Raw genomic sequence first — 20,622 nt, forward strand, 5'->3', positions numbered from 1 at the left:
CTAAATTATTTTAAAAATAAGGATATATATGTTAAATCTTCTTTTTAAATCACTTTTTGCGCTTATTGTGCTTATTATTTTTATTGCTGGTGTTGTTTTTGATGCTAAGTTTTTATCTCAAGATCAGTTTAGCAATAAAGAGCTTAAATTTAATCGCACAATTACACAGAGCGTGGAGTTTATCCCAGATCAATTTAGTGCAAATATTAGCTTAGAATCTACAAATGCTTTACGCACCAAAGCCCAAATAGCTCCAAATGAGCTAGAAATTATCACTGCTACACTTGATAAGGCGTTAAAATTAGCTAAAGATAGTCAAATTTGTAAAGCTTCTACCTACTCAATAAATCCAAGCTATAGCTACAACGATGGCGCTAGAATCATCACCGGACAGCTTATAAACTTTGATATTGGATGTAAATTTGATAAAAATAGCATTGATAGATATGATAACTTAATTACTCAATTAAATACGCTATTAAAAAACAATGAGTTTATAAGCATTAATCTACCAGCCATAACTCCATCAGTATCAAATGCCATATCAACACAAAATAATGAGCTACTACACATTAAGGTATTAAATAGCGCTATACAAAAAGCACAGCTTTACTCAAATGAGCTTGGTAAAAATTGTGTATTAAATAGTGTTGATTTTACTGGAACTAGCCACCCAGCAGTATATGCAAACCTAAAATCAACCCAAACGCCAATAGAGTCTAAACAGAGCCAAACCCTATCAGCAACAGCCACATATAACTGCAAATAATAAAGCCCCTAAATGGGGCGAATTTAAACTATGAAAGTGCCTTTTTGGCAGCTTCGCTCATACGCCTACCATCGCACGCTGAGCCAATAGCATCTTTGGCTAATTTCATCAATAAGCCTAAATCTTTAATCCCATTTAAACCATTTTGAGCGATTAGTTCTGATATTTTAGCATTTAATTCCTCATCGCTAAGCTGTTTTGGTAGATATCTAGAGATAATCTCTATCTCGCCTAGTTCTTTTTGGGCTAGGTCGTCTCTGCCTCCATTTTTATACTGCGTAGCTGATTCATTGCGACGCTTAATCTCGCTTTGCAAAATAGTAAAAATTCTAGCATCATCTAGCTCTATTCTCTCATCAACTTCAATTTGCTTAAAAGCAGAGTTTATCATACGCAATGTATCTCTTTCAAAACTATTTCCAGCTTTCATCGCTACTTTTATATCATTTAAAATTTGTGCTTTTACGCTCATTTTATCTCCTTTAAATTTAATTTTTTTGCTATAAAAAGACCCTCTCGCAAACCATCATCAATCACTATACACGGGCTAAACCCTACTAAATTTGATAAAATCTCACACCCTTTAACAATCAAATCGGCACGATTTTTACCTACTAGCTCATCTTTATTTGGTGTAGTTTTTAGCAAATTTGCCGCCCAGTTTAAATCTGTATTTTTAATCTGCACTCCATTTATCAAATCTGCTCTATAATTAGCATAATTTAACCCTTGCTTAAGCGCTGCGACTGTTGTAGGTACGCCAGAAGTTAAAATAATATTGTTGAATTTAAACTGCTTAATAAACTCCATAGCCATTGATATCTCAGCCCTCTTATCACTCTCAAGAGCTGTGATAATCCCAAAGCTAAAACTACGACTTACCTTGCCAAAACTAATCTCTGTACTAGCTCCACCAAGATCGATTAAAAGAGAATCTTTTAGATTAAGATTTAAAATTTTAGCACGATTTTCTACACCTAAACGGGTTAAATATGCTTCAACTTCACCACTAATAATATTAAATTCAATACCAAATTCAGCCCTAATTTGCCTAAAAAATTCAGCCGAATTTGCTGCTTGTCTAAAAGCTTCAGTCGCAACTGCGATACTAGAGCTAAATGACGCCTCAGCACAAAGCTGAGCCACTGCTGTTCTAATGCGCTCTATAGCATCTGTGGCTAATCCAGTATGGCTTAGCCCACGAGCTGAACCAACAATACGCTCAAAGCTATAAACGCACTCAAACAAACCACTACTAAGCAACTCCATTTTACAAGCTCTGATTGTATTGCTTCCAAGATCAATTGCAACCATTTAAATAATCCTTTATAGCTTGAATTCTAAGTCGTTTTAGCTCATCGCCATAAGCCTTGCCAACACACAAAATAGCGCTAGTATCGATATTTGGGCTAAATTTATGTTCATAAATTCCAAGCGCTTGCGCCATCTTTATGCGTCTTTTACTATCAAGTCCAAGCCACTGACAAAGCGGCATATCAAGGGCGATTTTAAGTAGTTCAAATTTACTTACTCGCCTTAAAAATGGCTGTTTATAAGATATAGAATAGCAATTTGGCAAAGCAAGTCTAGAGATAAGAGATTTGCCATCAATATAGTAGTAATTTATAAGATAGTATAAAAACGAAGCTTTATTGACGCAAATTTTACTATTGATTAATCTAGTAAATCCCTCATCAAACTCAACCCCAAAAAGTTTTTTATCAAGATTAAGTAGCTTTAATAGATTAAGCCCTTGAATCTTAAATTTAGCTACAAAAAACTTTTCAAGCTCCATATATACTCTATTTGCACTTAAATCATCTATATTAATTGCTTTCATAATCTCTAAGCTTTTTAAATCACAAGTTAGATTAAACCTAGAAACAAATTGAACTCCACGCAAAACTCTAAGGCTATCATCGCTAAAGCTTTTTTCATTTGTAATTCTAAGCTTTTTAGCTTCTAAATCAGCAATTCCACCCCAAAAATCCAATACCTCTCCAGTAAAGATATTTACCATAATTGAATTAATAGTAAAATCACGCCGTAAGCTAGCTAGACGCTCATCATTGCAATACTCTACACTAAAACCCTTATGACCATATCCGCTTTTAGACTCAGTTCTTGGTAGGCTCAAATCATAATTTTTCAACTTATAGACAAAGTAACTTTTGCCAACGCCTATAGCGCCACACTCTTGCATTAAAGAGTCAAATTTAGCTGGTTCTATATCATAAATTTCAATATCATAATCTTTTGATTTTATACCTAAAAACGCATCTCGTACTGATCCACCAACTAAATAGGCTCGTTTTGTATAGTTTAAAAGTAAATTTTTAAGTTCATCAAAATCGCTATTTTGAGATATTTGATAGCCTATTTTCGATACTAGCAAGTGCAAATTCCAAAAATTTAATTGTCATATCTAGCCTAAACTCGCTATTGCTATCATCTGCACTGTTTAGCCCTTCAAATAAAACCCCAATTTTCTCCTTAAGCCCTTGTAGATACAGCATTTCACTAGAGCCTATATGCTCATCATTTGTTTTATCCATATTATCAATAGAGGCTACCTTAGCAGCTAAAATCTCTTTAATTTGCGTAGCGTTATTTTGTTTAACTGGCTCTGGAGTTTGTCTGATTGGTGCTTGATTTATTTGGATAGTTGGCTCTTTTACCAATTCAAATTCGCTCTTTGCTGGCTCTTTTTTAGCAAAATCGTTTGGCGTATATTCATTAGCTTCTTCTACTATAAACCCATTTTTTGCCACAGCATCACTTGTGCCTTGTAGCTCGGCATTAACCTCATTGATAGTAAATTTTGCAATATCTTCTAATTTCATATTTTTATCAACCACCTTTTAAATTCTCTAATTCCAGCAGCATCGCCCTCTTTTAAATTTAGATAAAACTCTAACATCTGCTCGTTTGTTTCGCCATCTTTACGCTTTAGGCCGCTTAACCTTCTAATGGCCGAGCGCGCCTCTTGATTGCTTGGGTCGTTTTTTAAAATATTTTTATAAACTTCTAAAGCCTCATCTCTTAAACCTTGATTTTCATAAATCAAGGCCTCTGTGATTGTACCTCTCATTGTTTTTTGATATAATCGCTAATTATAGAGCCAATTTCGCTTGTAGTGCAGATCTCTACTGCGTCAAATTTAGCAATATCTTTGGTTCTATATCCATCTTTTAATACAGCTTTTATAGCGTTTTCTATGCAGTTTGCTGCATCATTTTCACCTAAGGCATATCTTAACATCATTGCAGCTGAGAGAATCATTGCAATCGGGTTTGCAATCCCTTGTCCTGCGATATCTGGAGCGCTTCCGTGAATTGGCTCATATATACCTACATCTCCACCCATAGAAGCACTAGGAAGTAAGCCGATAGAACCACATACCATACTTGCTTCATCGCTTAATATATCTCCAAATAAATTCTCAGTCAAAATAACATCAAATCCTGTTGGGTATCTTACAAGCTGCATAGCTGCATTATCTACATACATATATTCTAAAGTAACTTCTGGATAGTTTTGTGCTACTTTAGCAGTTACTTCACGCCATAATTGACTAGTTTCTAATACATTTGCTTTATCTACCATACAGACTTTTTTGCGTCTTTTCATAGCTGCTTCAAAGGCAATTTTAGCAATTCTTTCAATCTCGCTAACTGTATATGCCATTGTATTATAAGCTCTATCTTCTAGCTTCTCTCTTGGCTGACCAAAATATAATCCACCAGTTAGCTCTCTAACAACTAAGATATCTACACCCTTTATAACCTCAGCTTTAAGAGTTGAAGCATTGATTAGCTCATCATAAATCATAGCCGGACGCAAATTCGCATATGCATTAAGTGATTTTCTAAGCTTTAATAGACCGCTCTCAGGGCGTAGATGTCTAGGTAGATTATCCCACTTCTCTCCACCAATCGCACCAAAAAGAACCGCATCACTTCTTCTAGCACCATCTAGAGTTTCATCAGGTAGAGGCTCACCAAAAACATCAATTGCAGCCCCACCCATTAAAAAATACTCATAATTCAAACTAAAATTAAATTTAGCACTTACACTATCAAGAACCTTTATCGCCTCATCAGCAATCTCTGGGCCTATGCCATCACCTTTGATAACGCAAATATTATAACTTTTCATAACTATCCTTATAGAGTGCTTTTAGCATAATTGATTAGGCCACCAGATTTAACCAACTCTTGCATAAACTCTGGAATCGGCTCAAATTTGTATTCGCAATTTTGAGTTAAATTCTTAATAATTCCACCACTATAATCAATCTCTAATTCATCGCCTTCATTAATGCTATCAGTTTGAGCGCACTCTAAAATTAAAAGACCGGTATTAAAGCTGTTTCTATAAAAAATTCTAGCAAATGATTTAGCAATGACGACACTTATTCCAGCTGCTTTAATCGCAATTGGAGCGTGCTCACGGCTACTTCCACAACCAAAGTTTTCACCCGCTACAATGCAATCGCCAGCTTTAACCTTAGAGCTAAATTCTTTGTCTGCATCTTCCATTACATACTTAGCTAAAATCTCTGGGTCGCTAGTATTTAGGTATCTAGCAGCTATTATTACATCTGTATCGATATTATCACCAAATTTCCATACTTTTGACATATTTTTCCTTGATAAATTTTTAGGCTATATTATAGCAAATTAACCTTAATCCCTAGCCTTAATGCGTTCTTGATTAAAATTTTCTTCCATTTTTTGAATTTCAGCACTACCGCTTCTATAAATTTCACTATCTACTTTTAGCTCTTTTTGGCTGATTTTATCACTATAATTTACATTACTTAGGATATGTTTAAATACATTTATTCTAGCCCTTTTCTTATCATTGCTTACAATGATTGACCAAGGCGCATATGGAGTATTTGAAGCTAATAACATTGAGTATTTAGCAATTGTATATTGATCCCATAATTCTTGGCTCTTCTCATCTACTGGAGATAATTTATACTGCTTTAATGGGTCATTTTTACGCTCTTTAAAGCGTTTTTTTTGCTCCTCTTTTGATACTGAGAAATAAAACTTAAATAAAATAATCCCTGAGCTTACTATCATCTCTTCAAATTTAGGAACTTGGCGTAAAAACTCCCTATGCTCCTCTTTTGTACAAAATCCCATAACAGGCTCAACTCCAGCCCTATTATACCAACTCCTATCAAATATTACTATCTCTCCAGCACTTGGTAAGTGATCGCTATAACGCTGAAAATACCATTGAGTTCTTTCTACATCGCTTGGCTTTTCTAGAGCAACTACACGACATCCTCTTGGGTTTGTATGCTCTATTAATCTTTTGATTGTGCCGCCTTTACCTGATGCATCACGCCCTTCAAAGATTATTAAAACCTTTAGCCCCTCTTTTTTAACATAAGTTTGAAATTTCAAAAACTCAATTTGAAGTTTTTTTAGCTCTTCTTCATATTTTAATTTTGATTTTTTCACCTTTATGGTTACAAATTCTTCTTCTTGATTTAGCATATGTTCTCCATAATCTAAAATTTGAATATTTTATAATTATTTAATTAAAATTTGGCTTACTATATAAATATTTTGAAGTTATAAATCAAACCAAAAAGTAGGAATATATCCTACTCTCTTGGTCTTGCCTCATTGACTCTAAGAGCTCTACCGCCAACATCTTTGTCATTTAACTCTGCTATTGCTCTTTTACCCTCATCATCATTTGGCATCTCAACAAAGCCAAACCCTTTAGAGCGATTTGTATCTTTGTCTTTTACTATTTTTACTCTGCTTACTTCTCCATAAGCAGCAAAAATATCTCTAAGCTCTTCATTGCTTAGACGATATGGTAGATTGCTTACATATATGTTTAACACAGTAACATCCTTTTTGTTATTTACGCAAATGCGATTACTAATCATATCTAAATTTCAAAAAAATTCTACAATAAATTTAAAATCAAGATACAATTAGCAAATTTTTATCTTTTGATGTTACAAATTTACCAATTTAGAATAAAAGTCCAGATTTTATCTGACTATATTTTTGCTCACCACACAGCTCTTTTACCAATTCTAAAGCAAATTCCATAGCAGTAGCTGGACCGCGAGAGGTGATTATATTACCATCTACTACTACATTTTTATTTGGATTATATCCAGTATGATTTACAGTAGCTTCAAATCCTGGATAGCAAGTATACTCACTACCTAAAACCTCAGCACTACTAAGCGCCCATGGAGCTGCACAGATAGCTGCTAATTTTTTATTATCTGCTTTTGCTTCTTTTAGTTTTTGACCAAGTTTATGGCTTTTAGCTAAGTGTTCAGCACCAGGTAATCCGCCAGGTAAGACAATCATATCAGCATTTTTAAACTCATACTCATCAAATGTTATATCAGCTTTTAAGCTAACACCATGTGCGCCTTGAACTTCAATGCTATTATTAAGCGATACCATACTTACATCTACATCAGCACGGCGTAAAATATCTACTACGCTTAAAGCCTCAATCTCTTCAAAGCCATCTGCCATCATTACAGCTACTTTTGCCATTTTATCTCCTTTTAATTGATTGAATAGTATATAATTTTTTGGTTTGCTAAAGAGCCAATTTTATAATTTGAACCATAAATATTTTCTAATAATATCTCATTGATTGTTTGAGAGCTTTTGCCAAAGGCTAAAGTCTTTCCATCTTTAATTGCAAGCACCTTAGAAGCAAACCAAAATATATGATTTGGTTCGTGGCTGCAAATGATTATGGTTTTACCATTTTTAGATAAAGAGTGCATCACTTTCCAAATTAAAATTTGATTATGAAAATCTAAAGCACTTGTAGGCTCATCTAAAATCATAATAGGACAATCTTGGACAATAGCTCTAGCTATTAATCCAAGCTGTTTTTGGCCGCCACTAAGATGGCTAAAATTTCTATCTTTAAACTGTGAAATTCCAACCAACTCCATAGCTTGATTTACTGCATTTATATCATCTTTACTACAACCAAAAACCCCGCCAAAATGTGGCGATTTACCCATTAGCACAACTTCAAAAAGAGTATAATTAAATGGTAAATTGCTAGCTTGAGGAACATAGGAGATGAGTTTTGAAATTTGCGATATATTTAGCTTTTTAAACTCTTTATCAAATATTAAATATCTACTATAATTAGCTTTTAAAAACCCCATTAATGACTTAATAAGCGTGGTTTTGCCACTACCATTTGATCCCATTAGACCAAGCAAATCACCCTGCTTAAGCTCAAATGAAATTTTATGTAAAATCTCTTTTTTCTCATAGCTAAAGCTCAAATTTTCAACAATTATCTTATCTAAAGTGTTCTGCACTTCTAACCTTTAAAATCCAAAGTAAAAATGGCGCACCAAGAAGCGAAACGATAATTCCTACTGGAATTTCTCCACTGCTTAAAGTTCTAGCAAGAGTATCACATATAATCAAATATATAGCACCCAAAAGTCCAGCAATTGGCAATATAACTCTATTATCAGCCCCAATAAGCATTCTAGCAGCATGTGGCATCATAAGCCCAATCCACGCAATAATTCCAACACTAGCTACGCTTAAAGCACTCATAAGTGTAGCTATAACAATAAAAAAGCATTTATAAACTTGAGGATTTACGCCAAGCGATCTAGCCTCTTCATCGCCTAAACTAAGCAAATTTAACTTCCAAGCAAATAAAATAGCTAAAATAAAACACGGCAAGCCAAAAATAGCATTTATAAATATATCATGCCAGCTAGTATGATATAGTCCTCCCATCATCCAAAACGTAATCTCTCTTAGCTGTGTATCTTCGCTTATATACTTCATAATCCCCACAAGCGAACTAAAAATAGATCCTACAATAACGCCTGAGAGTACTAGCGATACGCTATTTGTAATATTTCTATTAAAAGCTAAAATATAAGCCACAAATACAGCCAAAAGCGAAAATCCAAAAGCACTAAGCTCTAAAGATATAAATATAGTTGGTAAAAGTATCGCAAGACTAGCTCCAAAGCTCGCTCCAGAACTCGCACCTAAGATAAAAGGCTCTACTAATGGATTTCTGAATATGCTTTGATATATAGCTCCAGCTCCAGCTAATGCAAATCCAGCCAAAATAGCCATCAAAATCCTAGGAAATCTCAAATTCCAAACCACAATTTCATTGGCCGCATCTATCTGCCCGATATTAAAAAATTTATACAAAATTACAGCAATTACATCACCTACGCTTAGATCTAAATTTCCACTAAGAAGTGAAAAAATCACTGCAAATATAAGCAAAATAAATAGCAAACATATAGCTAAAACGACTCTCAAAACTGCTGCGTCCAATCTATCAACTGAGTTTTTCTAAGCATTTTAGCTCCATCATCATCTACATTATAAAGTTTTTTATAAAACTCAAGAGCAAACTCTCCAATATTAATATCTTTAAATAGTTGCGGATAAGCTGCCTTAGCTATAATTAAAATCTCCAATGGATACTCTAATCTTCTAGAGCAGTTCATCGGAGTCCATGGAAGCGAATATACTCTTTGTTCTTTTATAGCTTTTAATTGATTTAAATTTGAGTATCCTTCACTTTCATAAATTTCAAATGCTGGATGATAACCATTATAAGTTGGTAGTAGTATTACATCTGGATTTAAGCTATAAATTTGCTCAGCACTAAGCATAACTCTAGAACCGCCACTTTGTCTAAATGCATTTTTGGCATTTACTATATTTTCTAATACCCAAGATTCTGGCGTATCTAAGCCATATGTGATTGCACTAGCTCCATTTTTTTTAAGAGCTAAACTAAGACCTAAATACAAGATATTTGGCTTATTTACTACATTTTTTACTCTATCTTGCACCATCTTTTCTATGCTAGTTATATAATCATATAAAGCTAGAGCCTTTTGGCTTTTGCTAAATATATCGCCTATTATTCTCATCTCATCTTTCATAGTGGCTAAATCTTTAGTATATGTGGGCGAATATAACACTACTAAAGGAATCTTAGTAGCTTCTAGTATCGATAGTGTTTTTTCTAATGCTGCTTTATCTGCACCACCTACGGTGCAATCGCCAACGCGAAGTATAATTAGTTCTGGTTTAGATGTAATAAGTGTTTCATAATTTATAATATTGCCTTGAGGTGAGTTAAAACACGGAAGGTCATTAAGCCATGGATGAAGTGCTTTCATAGTATTTAATCCAGCATATTGTCTCTCTTTATCTTTGCCTTTAATAATATATTTATAATCTCTTTTAAAAGACCAAGAGGATATAGCACTTACCTTATCTATCTCTCCAAGATGGGTTAAAACTCCCTCGACAAATCCATCGCTAATAGTGGCTATTTTAGTTAAATTTTGTGGAATTTCTACGCTTTTACCACGCATATCAGTAACGCTAATACCAAAAGCATAACTAGCTAAAAATATAAAAAAAATAATAAACCTCACAAAAACTCCTTAAAATAAATGCAAGATTATATCTTTTAATAATTAAATTTAGGCTAAAAAGCCTAAATTTATGAAGTAGGTTTTATTAAAATCTTTTACCAAATGTAACTGAGAGATTATAATTATCACTAGTTGTAGCAAACTCGCTACCAATGCCAAATTTAGCAAAATAACCACTATTAAAGGCGTATTCAGCTCCAACGCCAAGATTTAACCTATTTTTATCTAAGTGATATCTTTGACTAAATTTCTGTCCCTTAAAATCATTAAATTCAGCACTAGCGTCCATATTGTAGCCATCTAGCATTCTTTCATAAATAATATAACCTGTATATCTACTTTTTTCATCACTACCTTCATAGGCTAAATTTAACCCCACGCCAACTGTGTATAAATCGTGATTTATACTATCGTAATTTTTAGCAAATATACCACCACTTTCTTTAAAGCTCTCTTGATAAATTTTACCATAGCCTAAATATCCAAGCGGAGTAACAACAATACTATAATGCCTAAAATCCTTAGCTACACCAAGTTGCAAGCTACCACTATAACTATTATATTCACTATTTAAATTGTTATCTACTACTCTATCATTTTCATTAAATGAGATCATAAATGCCCCACCACTAAGTAGCTTAAATTCACCAAAATCGTGAGTATAATTTATCGCCATATCTATATTAGAGCTTTTAGATGTTGCTGCATCATCAAAGTCCAATTTTGAGCTACTAACGCCAATTCCATAAGATATAAGCCCATCATTATCTATATGCTGAGCCAAATTTAAACTCACACCGCTTTGATATCCATCAAAATCATCACCATTATATCGTTTATATGTAGGATTGATATACCAGTAATCTTTTGGTGCAGTAAAAAGCCCCAAATCAATAGCATAATCACTAGCAACAGAGGCTACCATCACGCCATTATCGTATGGATTTTGATTATAGGCAAATAGGGTTGAGCTTGCAGGATTTAGGCCAAATAGCATATTATTTTTAGTAAAATTTGAGTGAGATAGGCTATTTATAGATACTGTATTTCCTATGGATTTGCCCTCTATGCGACTTATAGTTGATTTGTAGTTTGATTCGCTGCTAGAATCAAGTGCCGTAAAAAACTTTTTATAATCTTTATTTAAATTACTCTTACTTCTAATATCTCTTATTGTTTGGCTAAGTTCTTGTGAGCTACTAGCATAGGCATTTTGCTTAACTATAGGAGTAACTATTATACTTCCGCCATTTTGATTTATATTTGAATTTTCTCCTGGATTATTATTTTGATTATCAGAAGGTAGATTTATATCATTATGATTGCCATTTTGTCCTGTTTGATTAGAGTTTTGGCTATTGTTTTGATTTATGTTAGATTGAGAGTTTTGATCTTGAGAACTTCCGCTAGTTTGTGAATTTTGAGTATTTGAGTTTGAATTTGTACTATCTGAGTTTGAGCCGCCAGCACTTTGAGTGTTGTTTTGTCCGTTAGGAGTAACTATTATACTTCCGCCATTTTGATTTATATTTGAATTTTCTCCTGGATTATTATTTTGATTATCAGAAGGTAGATTTATATCATTATGATTGCCATTTTGTCCTGTTTGATTAGAGTTTTGGCTATTGTTTTGATTTATGTTAGATTGAGAGTTTTGATCTTGAGAACTTCCGCTAGTTTGTGAATTTTGAGTATTTGAGTTTGAATTTGTACTATCTGAGTTTGAGCCGCCAGCACTTTGAGTGTTGTTTTGTCCGTTTTGTGAGTTGCTTGAATTACCGGTATTTTCAGTACTATTTTGATTATCACTATTTGAGCCACTATTAGTAGAGCCGTTATTGGTGCTAGACTCACCTATGCTTGGGGTTGTGCTACTGCTTTGATTATTTGAATTTTCAGTTTCAGGTTGAATTGGATTTGAATTTGGGTCTTTATTAATTGTAGTTTTGTCGGTATCAAGTTTTATTTCAAAACCAATACTATTATTACTTGCTACAGTAACTTTATTAAATTTGTCTATATAATTAGCCAAATTATCTAATTCAATTTTTACTTCCTTATCAACAGTAAAATATTGTTGAAGTGGATTATATTCTAATTCTCCAGTTTGAATATTATAATCTTGAGCAATTAATTTTGAGTTTTTATCATTACCAAAATCTAAGATAAGTTTTGAGTTTGCCCCTTTTTGAGTGTATGTGCCTTCTACTGTTAAATCAGTTAGATCGGCGTTGCCTGGACGGACGATTGAGCTATCATTGGTTAAATTTTTTTTAATAACTCCATTACCACTTAGTGTTGAGCCATTATTTACATAGACATTTCCGGCGATTTGGCCACCTTTATCGCCAGTTCTTTTTAAATTTAATCCACCTTCATTAATAACCGTAGCACCTTCGTAAGTATTCGTTCCACTTAGAGTTAAAATCCCAGCACCAGTTTTGATTAAACCGACATTTAAATCATTTAAATTTTTAGGTAAATTATCAGCTTTTTCGTTATGAGTTTTTATATCCCATTTTCTTTGGCTTATATCGTTACTAAATTCAGCGTTATTGCCTTGAGTATCTAAAGAATAATAGACTGCAGTTTCTCCGTATTCACTTTTAACATCGCTATCGCTCAATCTATTTGCGTCCAAAATCCCAATACCATTTAAAGCCTTATCAATATCTAAAATCCCCTGACCAAATAAATCCTCTTTGGTAATCTCTTGAACCCAAGGATATTCATCATCATCAATACCCTTCATATTACTCATACGATCATATTCCCAGCCGCTATCAAAATAATTAGATAAAATCAAATCCATCTCTACGGCTTCTTCATCTATCTCACCATTATCCATTCTAGGAATTTTATTATCTATATAAAATACAGTATATTTTGTATTCGTAGGACACACCTGACCATTATCGCAAAAAGTTGTTCCCGTTGTTGTTTCTTTTACTATAATCTTTGGAGCTACATAATCTCTATTGGCAGTAGAAAGCAAAACATCTGCAATCTGCTTACCATCTAAAAATTTAAATTTTTCAGCAACCAAAGCAGCTGCACCAGTTACCATTGGGGTTGCCATTGATGTGCCACTTAATTTTCTATATTTATCGTTATCTATCTTAGTAGATAAAATACCTATATCTTCACCATAACTTCCATTTACATTTTTAATATTTGTACCAGGTGCAACTAAACCAAAGTTATAAGCACCTTTTAATCCATTTGAATATAAAGTAGCACCTTCTAGACTGATTACAAATTGGCCTTTATCATTTTTTGTGATTTTAGAACTATCTAAAGCCCCAACAGTAATAAAGCTTCTCATGCTCTCATCATAATATGGTATTAAACCCATTAAGCCTGGACTAATAATCCCCTCATTTCCAGCAGCAAATACGCTAAGCGTATTTTTTTCTTTTGATAATTTTATTAAATCATTAGCCGCTGAATTTGATTTAATAGTATTAAGAAAAAATGCTGGGGTTTTAAAATCGGTTAAAAAGTTTTCTGAAGTACTAGTTAGCGAATTTAACCCTGATATAGGATAAGTTTCAGTATTCCAGCTATTATTTATTACTTTTACATTTTTATTAAAATAATAATCATAAATATTTGGATATTTAAATTCATAGCCACCAGTAGTATTATGCCCAGTTATCTGAACGCCATAAATTTTAGCTCCAGTTGCTACGCCTTCAACCTTTTCACTTTCGTCTTTTGCAGCTACAATAATTCCAGCTACATGACTACCATGCGTATCGACTGAAAAATTTGGCTCATAAGTTTTACCATTATAAGTAGAATACTCTTGCCCCAAAATTTTTCCTGCGAGACTTGGATGATCTTTATTTATCGCACTATCAATCACGCCTACATACACACCATCGCCAGTTACATCTTTATCAACATGATTGATTAATTCAAAATCACTCACACCAAATAGATAAATAGGAAGGATAAATGATAGCGCAATAGAAGATCTCATACCTAGTACCTTTATTTTAATTTAATTATTATAGATTATATGAACTGATTATATGAAAATTTATATTATAAAACGCTTTAAAAATTGTCAAAAATTAAATTTAGTTTATAATTTTTAATCAGATAGTAAAAATAATTTTGATATAATCGCCCAATTAATCAAGGAATAGTTATGAGTAAAGAGACGAAATATATATTTGTTACAGGTGGAGTATTAAGTAGTTTAGGCAAAGGTATCGCAGCAGCAAGCATTGCTACACTGCTTAAAAATGTAGGCTATAAAGTAAGTATGTTAAAAGCAGATCCATATATAAATGTCGATCCTGGAACTATGAGCCCACTTGAACATGGCGAAGTATTTGTCACTGATGATGGCGCTGAGACAGATCTAGATTTAGGGCATTATGAAAGATTTTTAGATGAGGATCTATCTCAAGATAATAACTTTACAACTGGTAAGGTTTATAGCTCAGTTATAGAGCGTGAGCGTCGTGGTGATTACTTAGGAAAGACTATACAAGTTATCCCGCATATCGTAGGCGATATAGTAGATCGTATTAAAAAAGCTGGCGAAGGCAATGATATTTTAATAGTAGAAATAGGTGGAACTGTAGGCGATATTGAGGGTCTTCCATTTTTAGAAGCTATTAGAGCGCTTAGAAGTGAAGTAGGCAAGTCAAATGGAATGTTTATCCACTTGACATTAGTGCCATATATCAAAGTAGCTGGCGAGCTAAAAACCAAGCCAACTCAGCACAGCGTAGGCGAATTAAGACGCATAGGTATAAGTCCAGATATGATCATTTGTCGCACTGAAATGCCACTAAATAGAGAGCTAAAAGATAAAATAGCAGCAAGCTGTGGTATAGAAAGAAATGCAGTCATAGAAAGCCCAGATATGCAAAGCATATATCAAGTCCCATTAAGCTTTTTAAATCAAAATATCCTTGAGCCAATAGCTCAAAATTTAAATCTTAAAAATCCTAAGCCAAATATGCAAAATTGGGATAATCTAGTAAAAAGAGTAATAGCTCCTAGCACAGAGGTTAATCTTGCATTTGTAGGTAAATATATAGATTTAAAAGAGAGCTATAAAAGCTTAACTGAAAGTATTATTCACGCTGGAGCCAATCTAGATACAAAAGTAAATATACAATGGTGTGATAGTGAAAAAATAGATTCTAATAATGTATCTGATACGCTAAAGGAGTCTGATGCTATACTAGTAGCTGGAGGATTTGGATCTCGTGGCGTAAGCGGCAAAATAGAAGCGATCAAATTTGCAAGAGAGAATAAAATTCCATATCTAGGAATCTGTCTTGGTATGCAATTAAGTATGATAGAATTTGCTAAAAATGTACTAAAATTAGAAGATGCAAACTCAATCGAATTTGATGAGAATTGCAAAAATCCTATTATATATCTAATAGACAGCTTTATTGATGCAAATGGAAATAAACAGCTAAGAACTCACACAAGCCCACTTGGTGGCACTATGAGACTTGGCGGATATGAGTGCGACTTGCTAAAAGGCTCACTATTAGCAAAAATCTATAATAATGCAAATAAGATTAAAGAGCGTCACCGCCATAGATATGAAGCAAACCCAAAATATAGAGCCGAATTTGAAAAAGCTGGTCTAATAGTAAGCGGTGAGAGTGATGGACTTATAGAGGCTGTAGAGATCAAAGATCATCCATTTTTCCTAGGTGTTCAGTTTCATCCAGAATTTACATCTAGATTAACCAAGCCAAATCCTGTGATATTAGGACTTATCAAAGCTGGGATAGAATATAAAAATGCTAGATAAAGAGGCTATAAAAGAGCTATTAAGCAGTCGTTTTAGCAACGATATCCATACTAAACTATCTCAAATTCCACTGCCTTGTGAGTTAAAAGATACCTTCAAGGCAGCCAAAAGAATTAAAGAGGCGATTCAAAATGATGAATTGATCGCTGTCGTTGGTGATTATGATGTAGATGGAATCGTAAGCACAGCCATTATGGCTGAGTTTTTAAGCGATATGTCTGCTAATTTTATTATCAAAATTCCAAATAGATTTAAAGATGGCTATGGATTAAATGAAGAGATTATAAATGAATTAGAAAATGCCACTTTAATTATTACAGTAGATAATGGAATTAGCGCTATTGAAGCTGCTAAAATTTGTAAAGCAAAAGGGATTGATTTAATCATCACCGATCACCATATGCCTCTTCCTACACTACCAGAAGCATATGCAATAATCAATCCAAAACAAGAGGCCTGTACTTTCCCAAATATTGAAATTTGTGGCGCTCAAGTAGCTTGGTATTTAATTGGCGCTCTAAAAGAGGTCTGCAATCTAAAAAACTACGATATGGCTAAATTCCTTGATCTTTTAACCCTTGCCATAATAGCTGATATGATGGAATTAAGAGATTTAAATAGAATTTTAGTTCGTCTAGGATTAGCTAGGATAAACTCTAGTAAAAGAGCCTGTTTTGAAGCGATAAAAAATTATTATAATAAAGAAAAATTTGAATTTGATGATATTAGCTTTTTGATTGCACCGCTTATTAATTCAGCTGGCAGGATAGATGATGCAACCATATCATATGAATTTTTACGCTCTAAGAATTTAACCGAAGCAAATGAGTATCTAGATAAAATCTGCGAATTTAACGCCTCAAGAAAAGCTCAAGAAAAAGCCCTTTTTGAATCTAGCCAAAATGATATAGATGAAAATGAGGATATTATCGTTACATGGGGCGATGAGTGGCATGAGGGTGTAATAGGAATTGTAGCTAGCAGATTAGCTAAAAAGTATAAAAAACCAGCTATTGTATTTAGCATAGATGGAAATAGAGCCAAAGGAAGTGCTAGAAGTGTAGGTAAATTTGATATTCTCTCACTTATTGCCTCTCACGAAAATCTTCTATATGGATATGGCGGACATAAAGGCGCTGCTGGAATCGTAATAGAAAGTGCAAATTTAAGTAAATTTAAAACTGCTATAAATCAATCTTGCTTCTTACAAGAATTATATGATTTTAGTGATAATGATGAGATTTTAGGTCAGATCGACCCAGCGGTAATTGATTATGAACTTTTAGAGATTTTGGAGTTTTTTGAACCATATGGACAAAAAAACCCACGCCCGCTTTTTGAACTCAAAGATGCTACAGTTAAATCAGCTAAAAAGATAGGTAAGGAGGAATCACATCTAAAAATCATACTGCAAAAAGATAGCAAAACACTAGAAGCGGTATTTTTCAACTTTGATTACCTGCCAAAAATAGGAGAAAATATCGATATCTTAGTAACAATTGCTAAAAATTCATTCCGTGGGCTAATCACCCCTCAACTACTAATAAAAGAGATCATAAGATAGGAGTAAAAATGAGTCTAAATTTTATTAAAAACTTCATAAAACATGAAAGCTTTAGTGGTGTTTTGCTAATTATCGCTACAATTTTAGCTCTAGTTTTTCAAAATGGCTTTTTAAGTCACTTTTATCAAGAAATTTTAAGATCTGAATTTAGCGTTGGTTTTAGAGAATTTACTTTGGCTAAACCATTGATTTTATGGGTTAATGATGGACTTATGGCGATATTTTTCTTCGTCGTTGGACTTGAGCTTAAACGTGAAATTGTAGAAGGCGAATTATCAAATCCTAGCCAAATCGCACTTCCAATAATTGGAGCTCTTGGTGGAGTTATCTGTCCAGCACTTATCTTTTGGGGATTTAATCACGGTGATGATTTTGCTATAAGAGGCTGGGCTATACCTACAGCCACTGATATAGCTTTTGCTCTTGGGGTTTTGATGCTTTTGGGCAAAAGAGTTCCTAGCTCATTAAAAATTTTCTTACTAACTTTGGCTATTATTGATGATCTTTGTGCCATTGTAATTATAGCTCTATTTTATACTTCTGAACTCTCGCCGCTATCTTTTGGTGTAGCAATTGCGTGCTTAATCGTGCTATTTATCCTAAATCGCCTAAAAATTAGTAAAAAATCGGTCTTTTTAGTATTGACCATGATACTATGGTTTAGCGTATTAAAAAGTGGAGTACACGCAACTATTGCTGGAGTTGTAGCAGCATTTTTTATCCCAATGGTTGATAAAGAGGGTAAAAATATGCTAGAAGAGCTTGAAAAAGATCTCCACGGCATTACAAGCTACTTTATATTGCCTGTTTTTGCTTTTGTAAATGCTGGAGTAGGATTAGCCGGAGTCGATCCTAAACAGCTGATAAATTCGGTAGGTATGGGTATATTTTTTGGCCTATTTTTTGGTAAGCAATTTGGCGTATTTTTATTTAGCTTTATCTTTATCAAGCTTGGATTTGCTAAACTTCCAGAAGGTTCTAACTGGCTACAATTCTATGGAGTATGCATTCTAACTGGTATTGGCTTTACTATGAGTCTATTTGTAGGCGCACTAGCTTACCATGATAGCCCAGCATTTTACCATGCTGATAAACTTGCTATACTTTTAGCTAGTTTTGCGGCTGGTGTAGTAGGGTATATATACCTATTTTTACTATGCAAACCAAAAAAAGAGATAGATTAAAAGGAGTTATAATGAGAAGTGATGATATAAAAAAGGGATATACAAGAACCCCACACAGATCTCTACTAAGAGCTACAGGACTTAGAGATGAGGATTTTAATAAACCATTTATTGGAATAGCAAATAGCTTTATAGAGATTATTCCGGGGCATTTTTTTCTTGATAAATATTCTAAAATTCTAAAAGATGAAATTCGTAAAAATGGATGTGTGCCATTTGAATTTAACTGTATAGGCGTAGATGATGGTATCGCTATGGGTCATGGCGGAATGTTATATTCTCTTCCTAGTCGTGAAATTATAGCAAATTCAGTAGAAACTGTAATGAACGCACACTGCTTAGACGCTTTAGTATGTATGCCAAACTGTGATAAAATCGTCCCAGGTATGTTAATGGGAGCTTTAAGAGTAAATGTACCGACAATATTCATAAGCGGAGGGCCAATGGCTGCAGGTGTAGGACTTCATGGAGAGGCTCTAGATCTTAACTCAGCCTTTGAAGCAGTTGGCGCATATGAGACAAATCAGATAGATGAAAAAGAGTTAAAACATATAGAGTGCAATGCATGTCCAGGTGGCGGTAGCTGTAGTGGAATGTTTACAGCAAACTCTATGAATACTCTATGCGAAGCTATGGGTATAGCGCTAAAAGGAAATGGCACTATATTAGCCCTAACAAAAGAGCGTGAAGAGCTAATAAGAGCCGCAGCTCGTAGAATTTGCCAAATTGCTTTAGATGATAAATATAAAATAAGAAATATAATCAACGCTAAATCAATTCATAATGCAATGGTAGTAGATATGGCAATGGGTGGTAGTTCAAATACTATTCTTCATATGCTAGCTATAAGCCGTGAAGCCGGCACTCCATTAGATATAGCTAAGCTTAATGATATTAGCCGTAGTGTGCCGCATATTGCCAAAATTGCTCCAAGCCTACAAACTGTCCATATGGAAGATATCGAGCGTGCAGGAGGCCTAAGCGCAGTAATTAATGAAATAGCTAAATTTAACAGCAATTTGCTAAATTTAGACGCTTTAAATATAGAAGGTCAAACCATTTTAGAAAGAATCAAAGATGCAGATATAAAAGACACTCAAGTGATTAGAACCGTAGATAATGCTTACTCAAAAGTTGGCGGTTTAGCAATTTTATTTGGTAATTTAGCTGAGCAAGGCTGTGTTATAAAAACTGCTGGAATAGTAGGCTCAAGACAATTTAGCGGTAAGGCAGTATGCTTTAACTCTCAAGATGAAGCCATAGAAGGAATTAGTAGTGGTAAAGTGGGCAAAGGTGATGTAGTAGTACTTCGCTATGAAGGGCCAAAAGGCGGTCCAGGAATGCAAGAGATGCTAAGCCCAACTAGCCTTATAATGGGGCGTGGTCTTGGTGCTGATGTAGCGCTTATTACTGATGGACGCTTTAGCGGCGCAACAAGAGGTCTAAGTATCGGCCATGTAAGCCCAGAAGCTGCTGAAGGCGGTATGATAGGACTACTAGAAGATGGCGATATAATCGATATCGATGTAGATAATTATAGTATCAATGTTCGCTTAAGCGATGAAGAGATAGAAAATAGAAAAGCTAAATGGCAATATGCTGGTAAAGTAATAAATAGCAGATGGCTAAGACAATACCAAAAACTAGTAACCAATGCTAGCAATGGCGCAATTTTAGAAGCGTAATAATGTAAGATTCAGCCCTTTTAGGGCTGAGTTGTTTTAAATTTCAATAAATCAATAGGAGTTTTGCTTTTTATCTTTTATAATTCAATATCAAAAAATCAAAGATTAAATTTATTATAGATCTATTAAAACTATTTAGTATAGCCACCAAAAACCTTCC

The 20,622-nt window shown here is 33.9% G+C and carries 19 protein-coding genes; 5 read left to right on the top strand and 14 right to left on the bottom strand.

Annotated elements, in window-relative coordinates; genetic code table 11:
* The first annotated feature begins 28 nt into the window (after positions 1 to 28).
* Entirely contained in the window at positions 29 to 769 is a 741-nt protein-coding gene (locus tag CVIC12175_RS07470) for an SIMPL domain-containing protein (RefSeq protein ID WP_086316000.1), read from the top strand.
* Between the two features lie 28 nt (positions 770 to 797).
* Here CVIC12175_RS07470 and CVIC12175_RS07475 read toward each other — a convergent pair whose 3' ends face one another.
* The 14 genes from CVIC12175_RS07475 to CVIC12175_RS07540 form a co-directional block, all read right to left on the bottom strand.
* Positions 798 to 1,241, bottom strand: a complete 444-nt coding sequence (locus tag CVIC12175_RS07475) for a GatB/YqeY domain-containing protein (protein WP_086257230.1) — start codon at positions 1,239 to 1,241, stop codon at positions 798 to 800.
* Positions 1,238 to 2,083 carry a Ppx/GppA phosphatase family protein gene (locus tag CVIC12175_RS07480; RefSeq protein WP_086316001.1) on the bottom strand — a complete coding sequence of 282 codons (846 nt, stop codon included), beginning with the start codon at positions 2,081 to 2,083 and terminating at the stop codon, positions 1,238 to 1,240. Before CVIC12175_RS07480 ends, CVIC12175_RS07475 begins: the two co-directional genes overlap by 4 nt.
* A complete protein-coding gene (locus tag CVIC12175_RS07485) occupies positions 2,070 to 3,164 on the bottom strand; it encodes a tRNA nucleotidyltransferase/poly(A) polymerase family protein (protein WP_086316002.1) in 1,095 nt (364 codons plus the stop codon). The genes CVIC12175_RS07480 and CVIC12175_RS07485 overlap by 14 nt, the downstream gene beginning before the upstream one ends.
* Positions 3,124 to 3,612, bottom strand: a complete 489-nt coding sequence (locus tag CVIC12175_RS07490) for a CiaD-like domain-containing protein (RefSeq protein ID WP_086257227.1) — start codon at positions 3,610 to 3,612, stop codon at positions 3,124 to 3,126. The genes CVIC12175_RS07485 and CVIC12175_RS07490 overlap by 41 nt, the downstream gene beginning before the upstream one ends.
* Entirely contained in the window at positions 3,609 to 3,860 is a 252-nt protein-coding gene (locus tag CVIC12175_RS07495) for a hypothetical protein (RefSeq protein ID WP_086249256.1), read from the bottom strand. Before CVIC12175_RS07495 ends, CVIC12175_RS07490 begins: the two co-directional genes overlap by 4 nt.
* Positions 3,857 to 4,927 carry a 3-isopropylmalate dehydrogenase gene (gene leuB, locus CVIC12175_RS07500; RefSeq protein ID WP_086257226.1) on the bottom strand — a complete coding sequence of 357 codons (1,071 nt, stop codon included), beginning with the start codon at positions 4,925 to 4,927 and terminating at the stop codon, positions 3,857 to 3,859. Before leuB ends, CVIC12175_RS07495 begins: the two co-directional genes overlap by 4 nt.
* Positions 4,928 to 4,935: 8 nt before the next feature.
* The gene (locus CVIC12175_RS07505; RefSeq protein ID WP_086232269.1) at positions 4,936 to 5,412 is read right to left on the bottom strand and encodes a 3-isopropylmalate dehydratase small subunit; all 477 of its coding nucleotides are present in this window, start codon (positions 5,410 to 5,412) and stop codon (positions 4,936 to 4,938) included.
* 45 nt (positions 5,413 to 5,457) lie between these two features.
* Entirely contained in the window at positions 5,458 to 6,285 is an 828-nt protein-coding gene (ppk2, locus tag CVIC12175_RS07510) for a polyphosphate kinase 2 (RefSeq protein WP_086255897.1), read from the bottom strand.
* 110 nt (positions 6,286 to 6,395) lie between these two features.
* Positions 6,396 to 6,644, bottom strand: coding sequence for an RNA recognition motif domain-containing protein (locus CVIC12175_RS07515; protein ID WP_236861067.1), 249 nt, complete (start codon positions 6,642 to 6,644; stop codon positions 6,396 to 6,398).
* A 133-nt stretch (positions 6,645 to 6,777) separates the two neighbouring features.
* Positions 6,778 to 7,323 (bottom strand): DJ-1 family glyoxalase III, encoded by a 546-nt coding sequence (locus CVIC12175_RS07520; RefSeq protein WP_086249260.1) that lies wholly within the window; start codon positions 7,321 to 7,323, stop codon positions 6,778 to 6,780.
* 11 nt (positions 7,324 to 7,334) lie between these two features.
* On the bottom strand, positions 7,335 to 8,117 hold the full coding sequence (locus CVIC12175_RS07525) for an ABC transporter ATP-binding protein (RefSeq protein WP_236861068.1): 783 nt from the start codon (positions 8,115 to 8,117) through the stop codon (positions 7,335 to 7,337).
* Positions 8,098 to 9,099, bottom strand: coding sequence for a FecCD family ABC transporter permease (locus CVIC12175_RS07530; protein ID WP_236861069.1), 1,002 nt, complete (start codon positions 9,097 to 9,099; stop codon positions 8,098 to 8,100). Before CVIC12175_RS07530 ends, CVIC12175_RS07525 begins: the two co-directional genes overlap by 20 nt.
* Entirely contained in the window at positions 9,096 to 10,235 is a 1,140-nt protein-coding gene (locus CVIC12175_RS07535) for an ABC transporter substrate-binding protein (RefSeq protein ID WP_236861070.1), read from the bottom strand. Before CVIC12175_RS07535 ends, CVIC12175_RS07530 begins: the two co-directional genes overlap by 4 nt.
* 85 nt (positions 10,236 to 10,320) lie before the next feature.
* Positions 10,321 to 14,220 (bottom strand): S8 family serine peptidase, encoded by a 3,900-nt coding sequence (locus tag CVIC12175_RS07540; protein WP_086309516.1) that lies wholly within the window; start codon positions 14,218 to 14,220, stop codon positions 10,321 to 10,323.
* A 171-nt stretch (positions 14,221 to 14,391) separates the two neighbouring features.
* Between CVIC12175_RS07540 and CVIC12175_RS07545 the strand changes: the two genes are divergently transcribed.
* From CVIC12175_RS07545 to ilvD, 4 genes are read left to right on the top strand one after another with little or no spacing between them, the layout of a single operon-like run.
* The gene (locus CVIC12175_RS07545) at positions 14,392 to 16,029 is read left to right on the top strand and encodes a CTP synthase (RefSeq protein ID WP_086257409.1); all 1,638 of its coding nucleotides are present in this window, start codon (positions 14,392 to 14,394) and stop codon (positions 16,027 to 16,029) included.
* Positions 16,019 to 17,593, top strand: a complete 1,575-nt coding sequence (gene recJ / locus CVIC12175_RS07550) for a single-stranded-DNA-specific exonuclease RecJ (protein WP_086255892.1) — start codon at positions 16,019 to 16,021, stop codon at positions 17,591 to 17,593. Before CVIC12175_RS07545 ends, recJ begins: the two co-directional genes overlap by 11 nt.
* An 8-nt stretch (positions 17,594 to 17,601) precedes the next feature.
* Entirely contained in the window at positions 17,602 to 18,777 is a 1,176-nt protein-coding gene (nhaA, locus tag CVIC12175_RS07555) for a Na+/H+ antiporter NhaA (RefSeq protein WP_086255891.1), read from the top strand.
* An 11-nt stretch (positions 18,778 to 18,788) separates the two neighbouring features.
* Positions 18,789 to 20,462, top strand: a complete 1,674-nt coding sequence (ilvD, locus tag CVIC12175_RS07560) for a dihydroxy-acid dehydratase (RefSeq protein WP_086257410.1) — start codon at positions 18,789 to 18,791, stop codon at positions 20,460 to 20,462.
* The last annotated feature ends 160 nt before the right edge of the window (positions 20,463 to 20,622 follow it).

The organism is Campylobacter vicugnae (assembly GCF_002139875.1).
GTDB lineage: Bacteria > Campylobacterota > Campylobacteria > Campylobacterales > Campylobacteraceae > Campylobacter > Campylobacter vicugnae.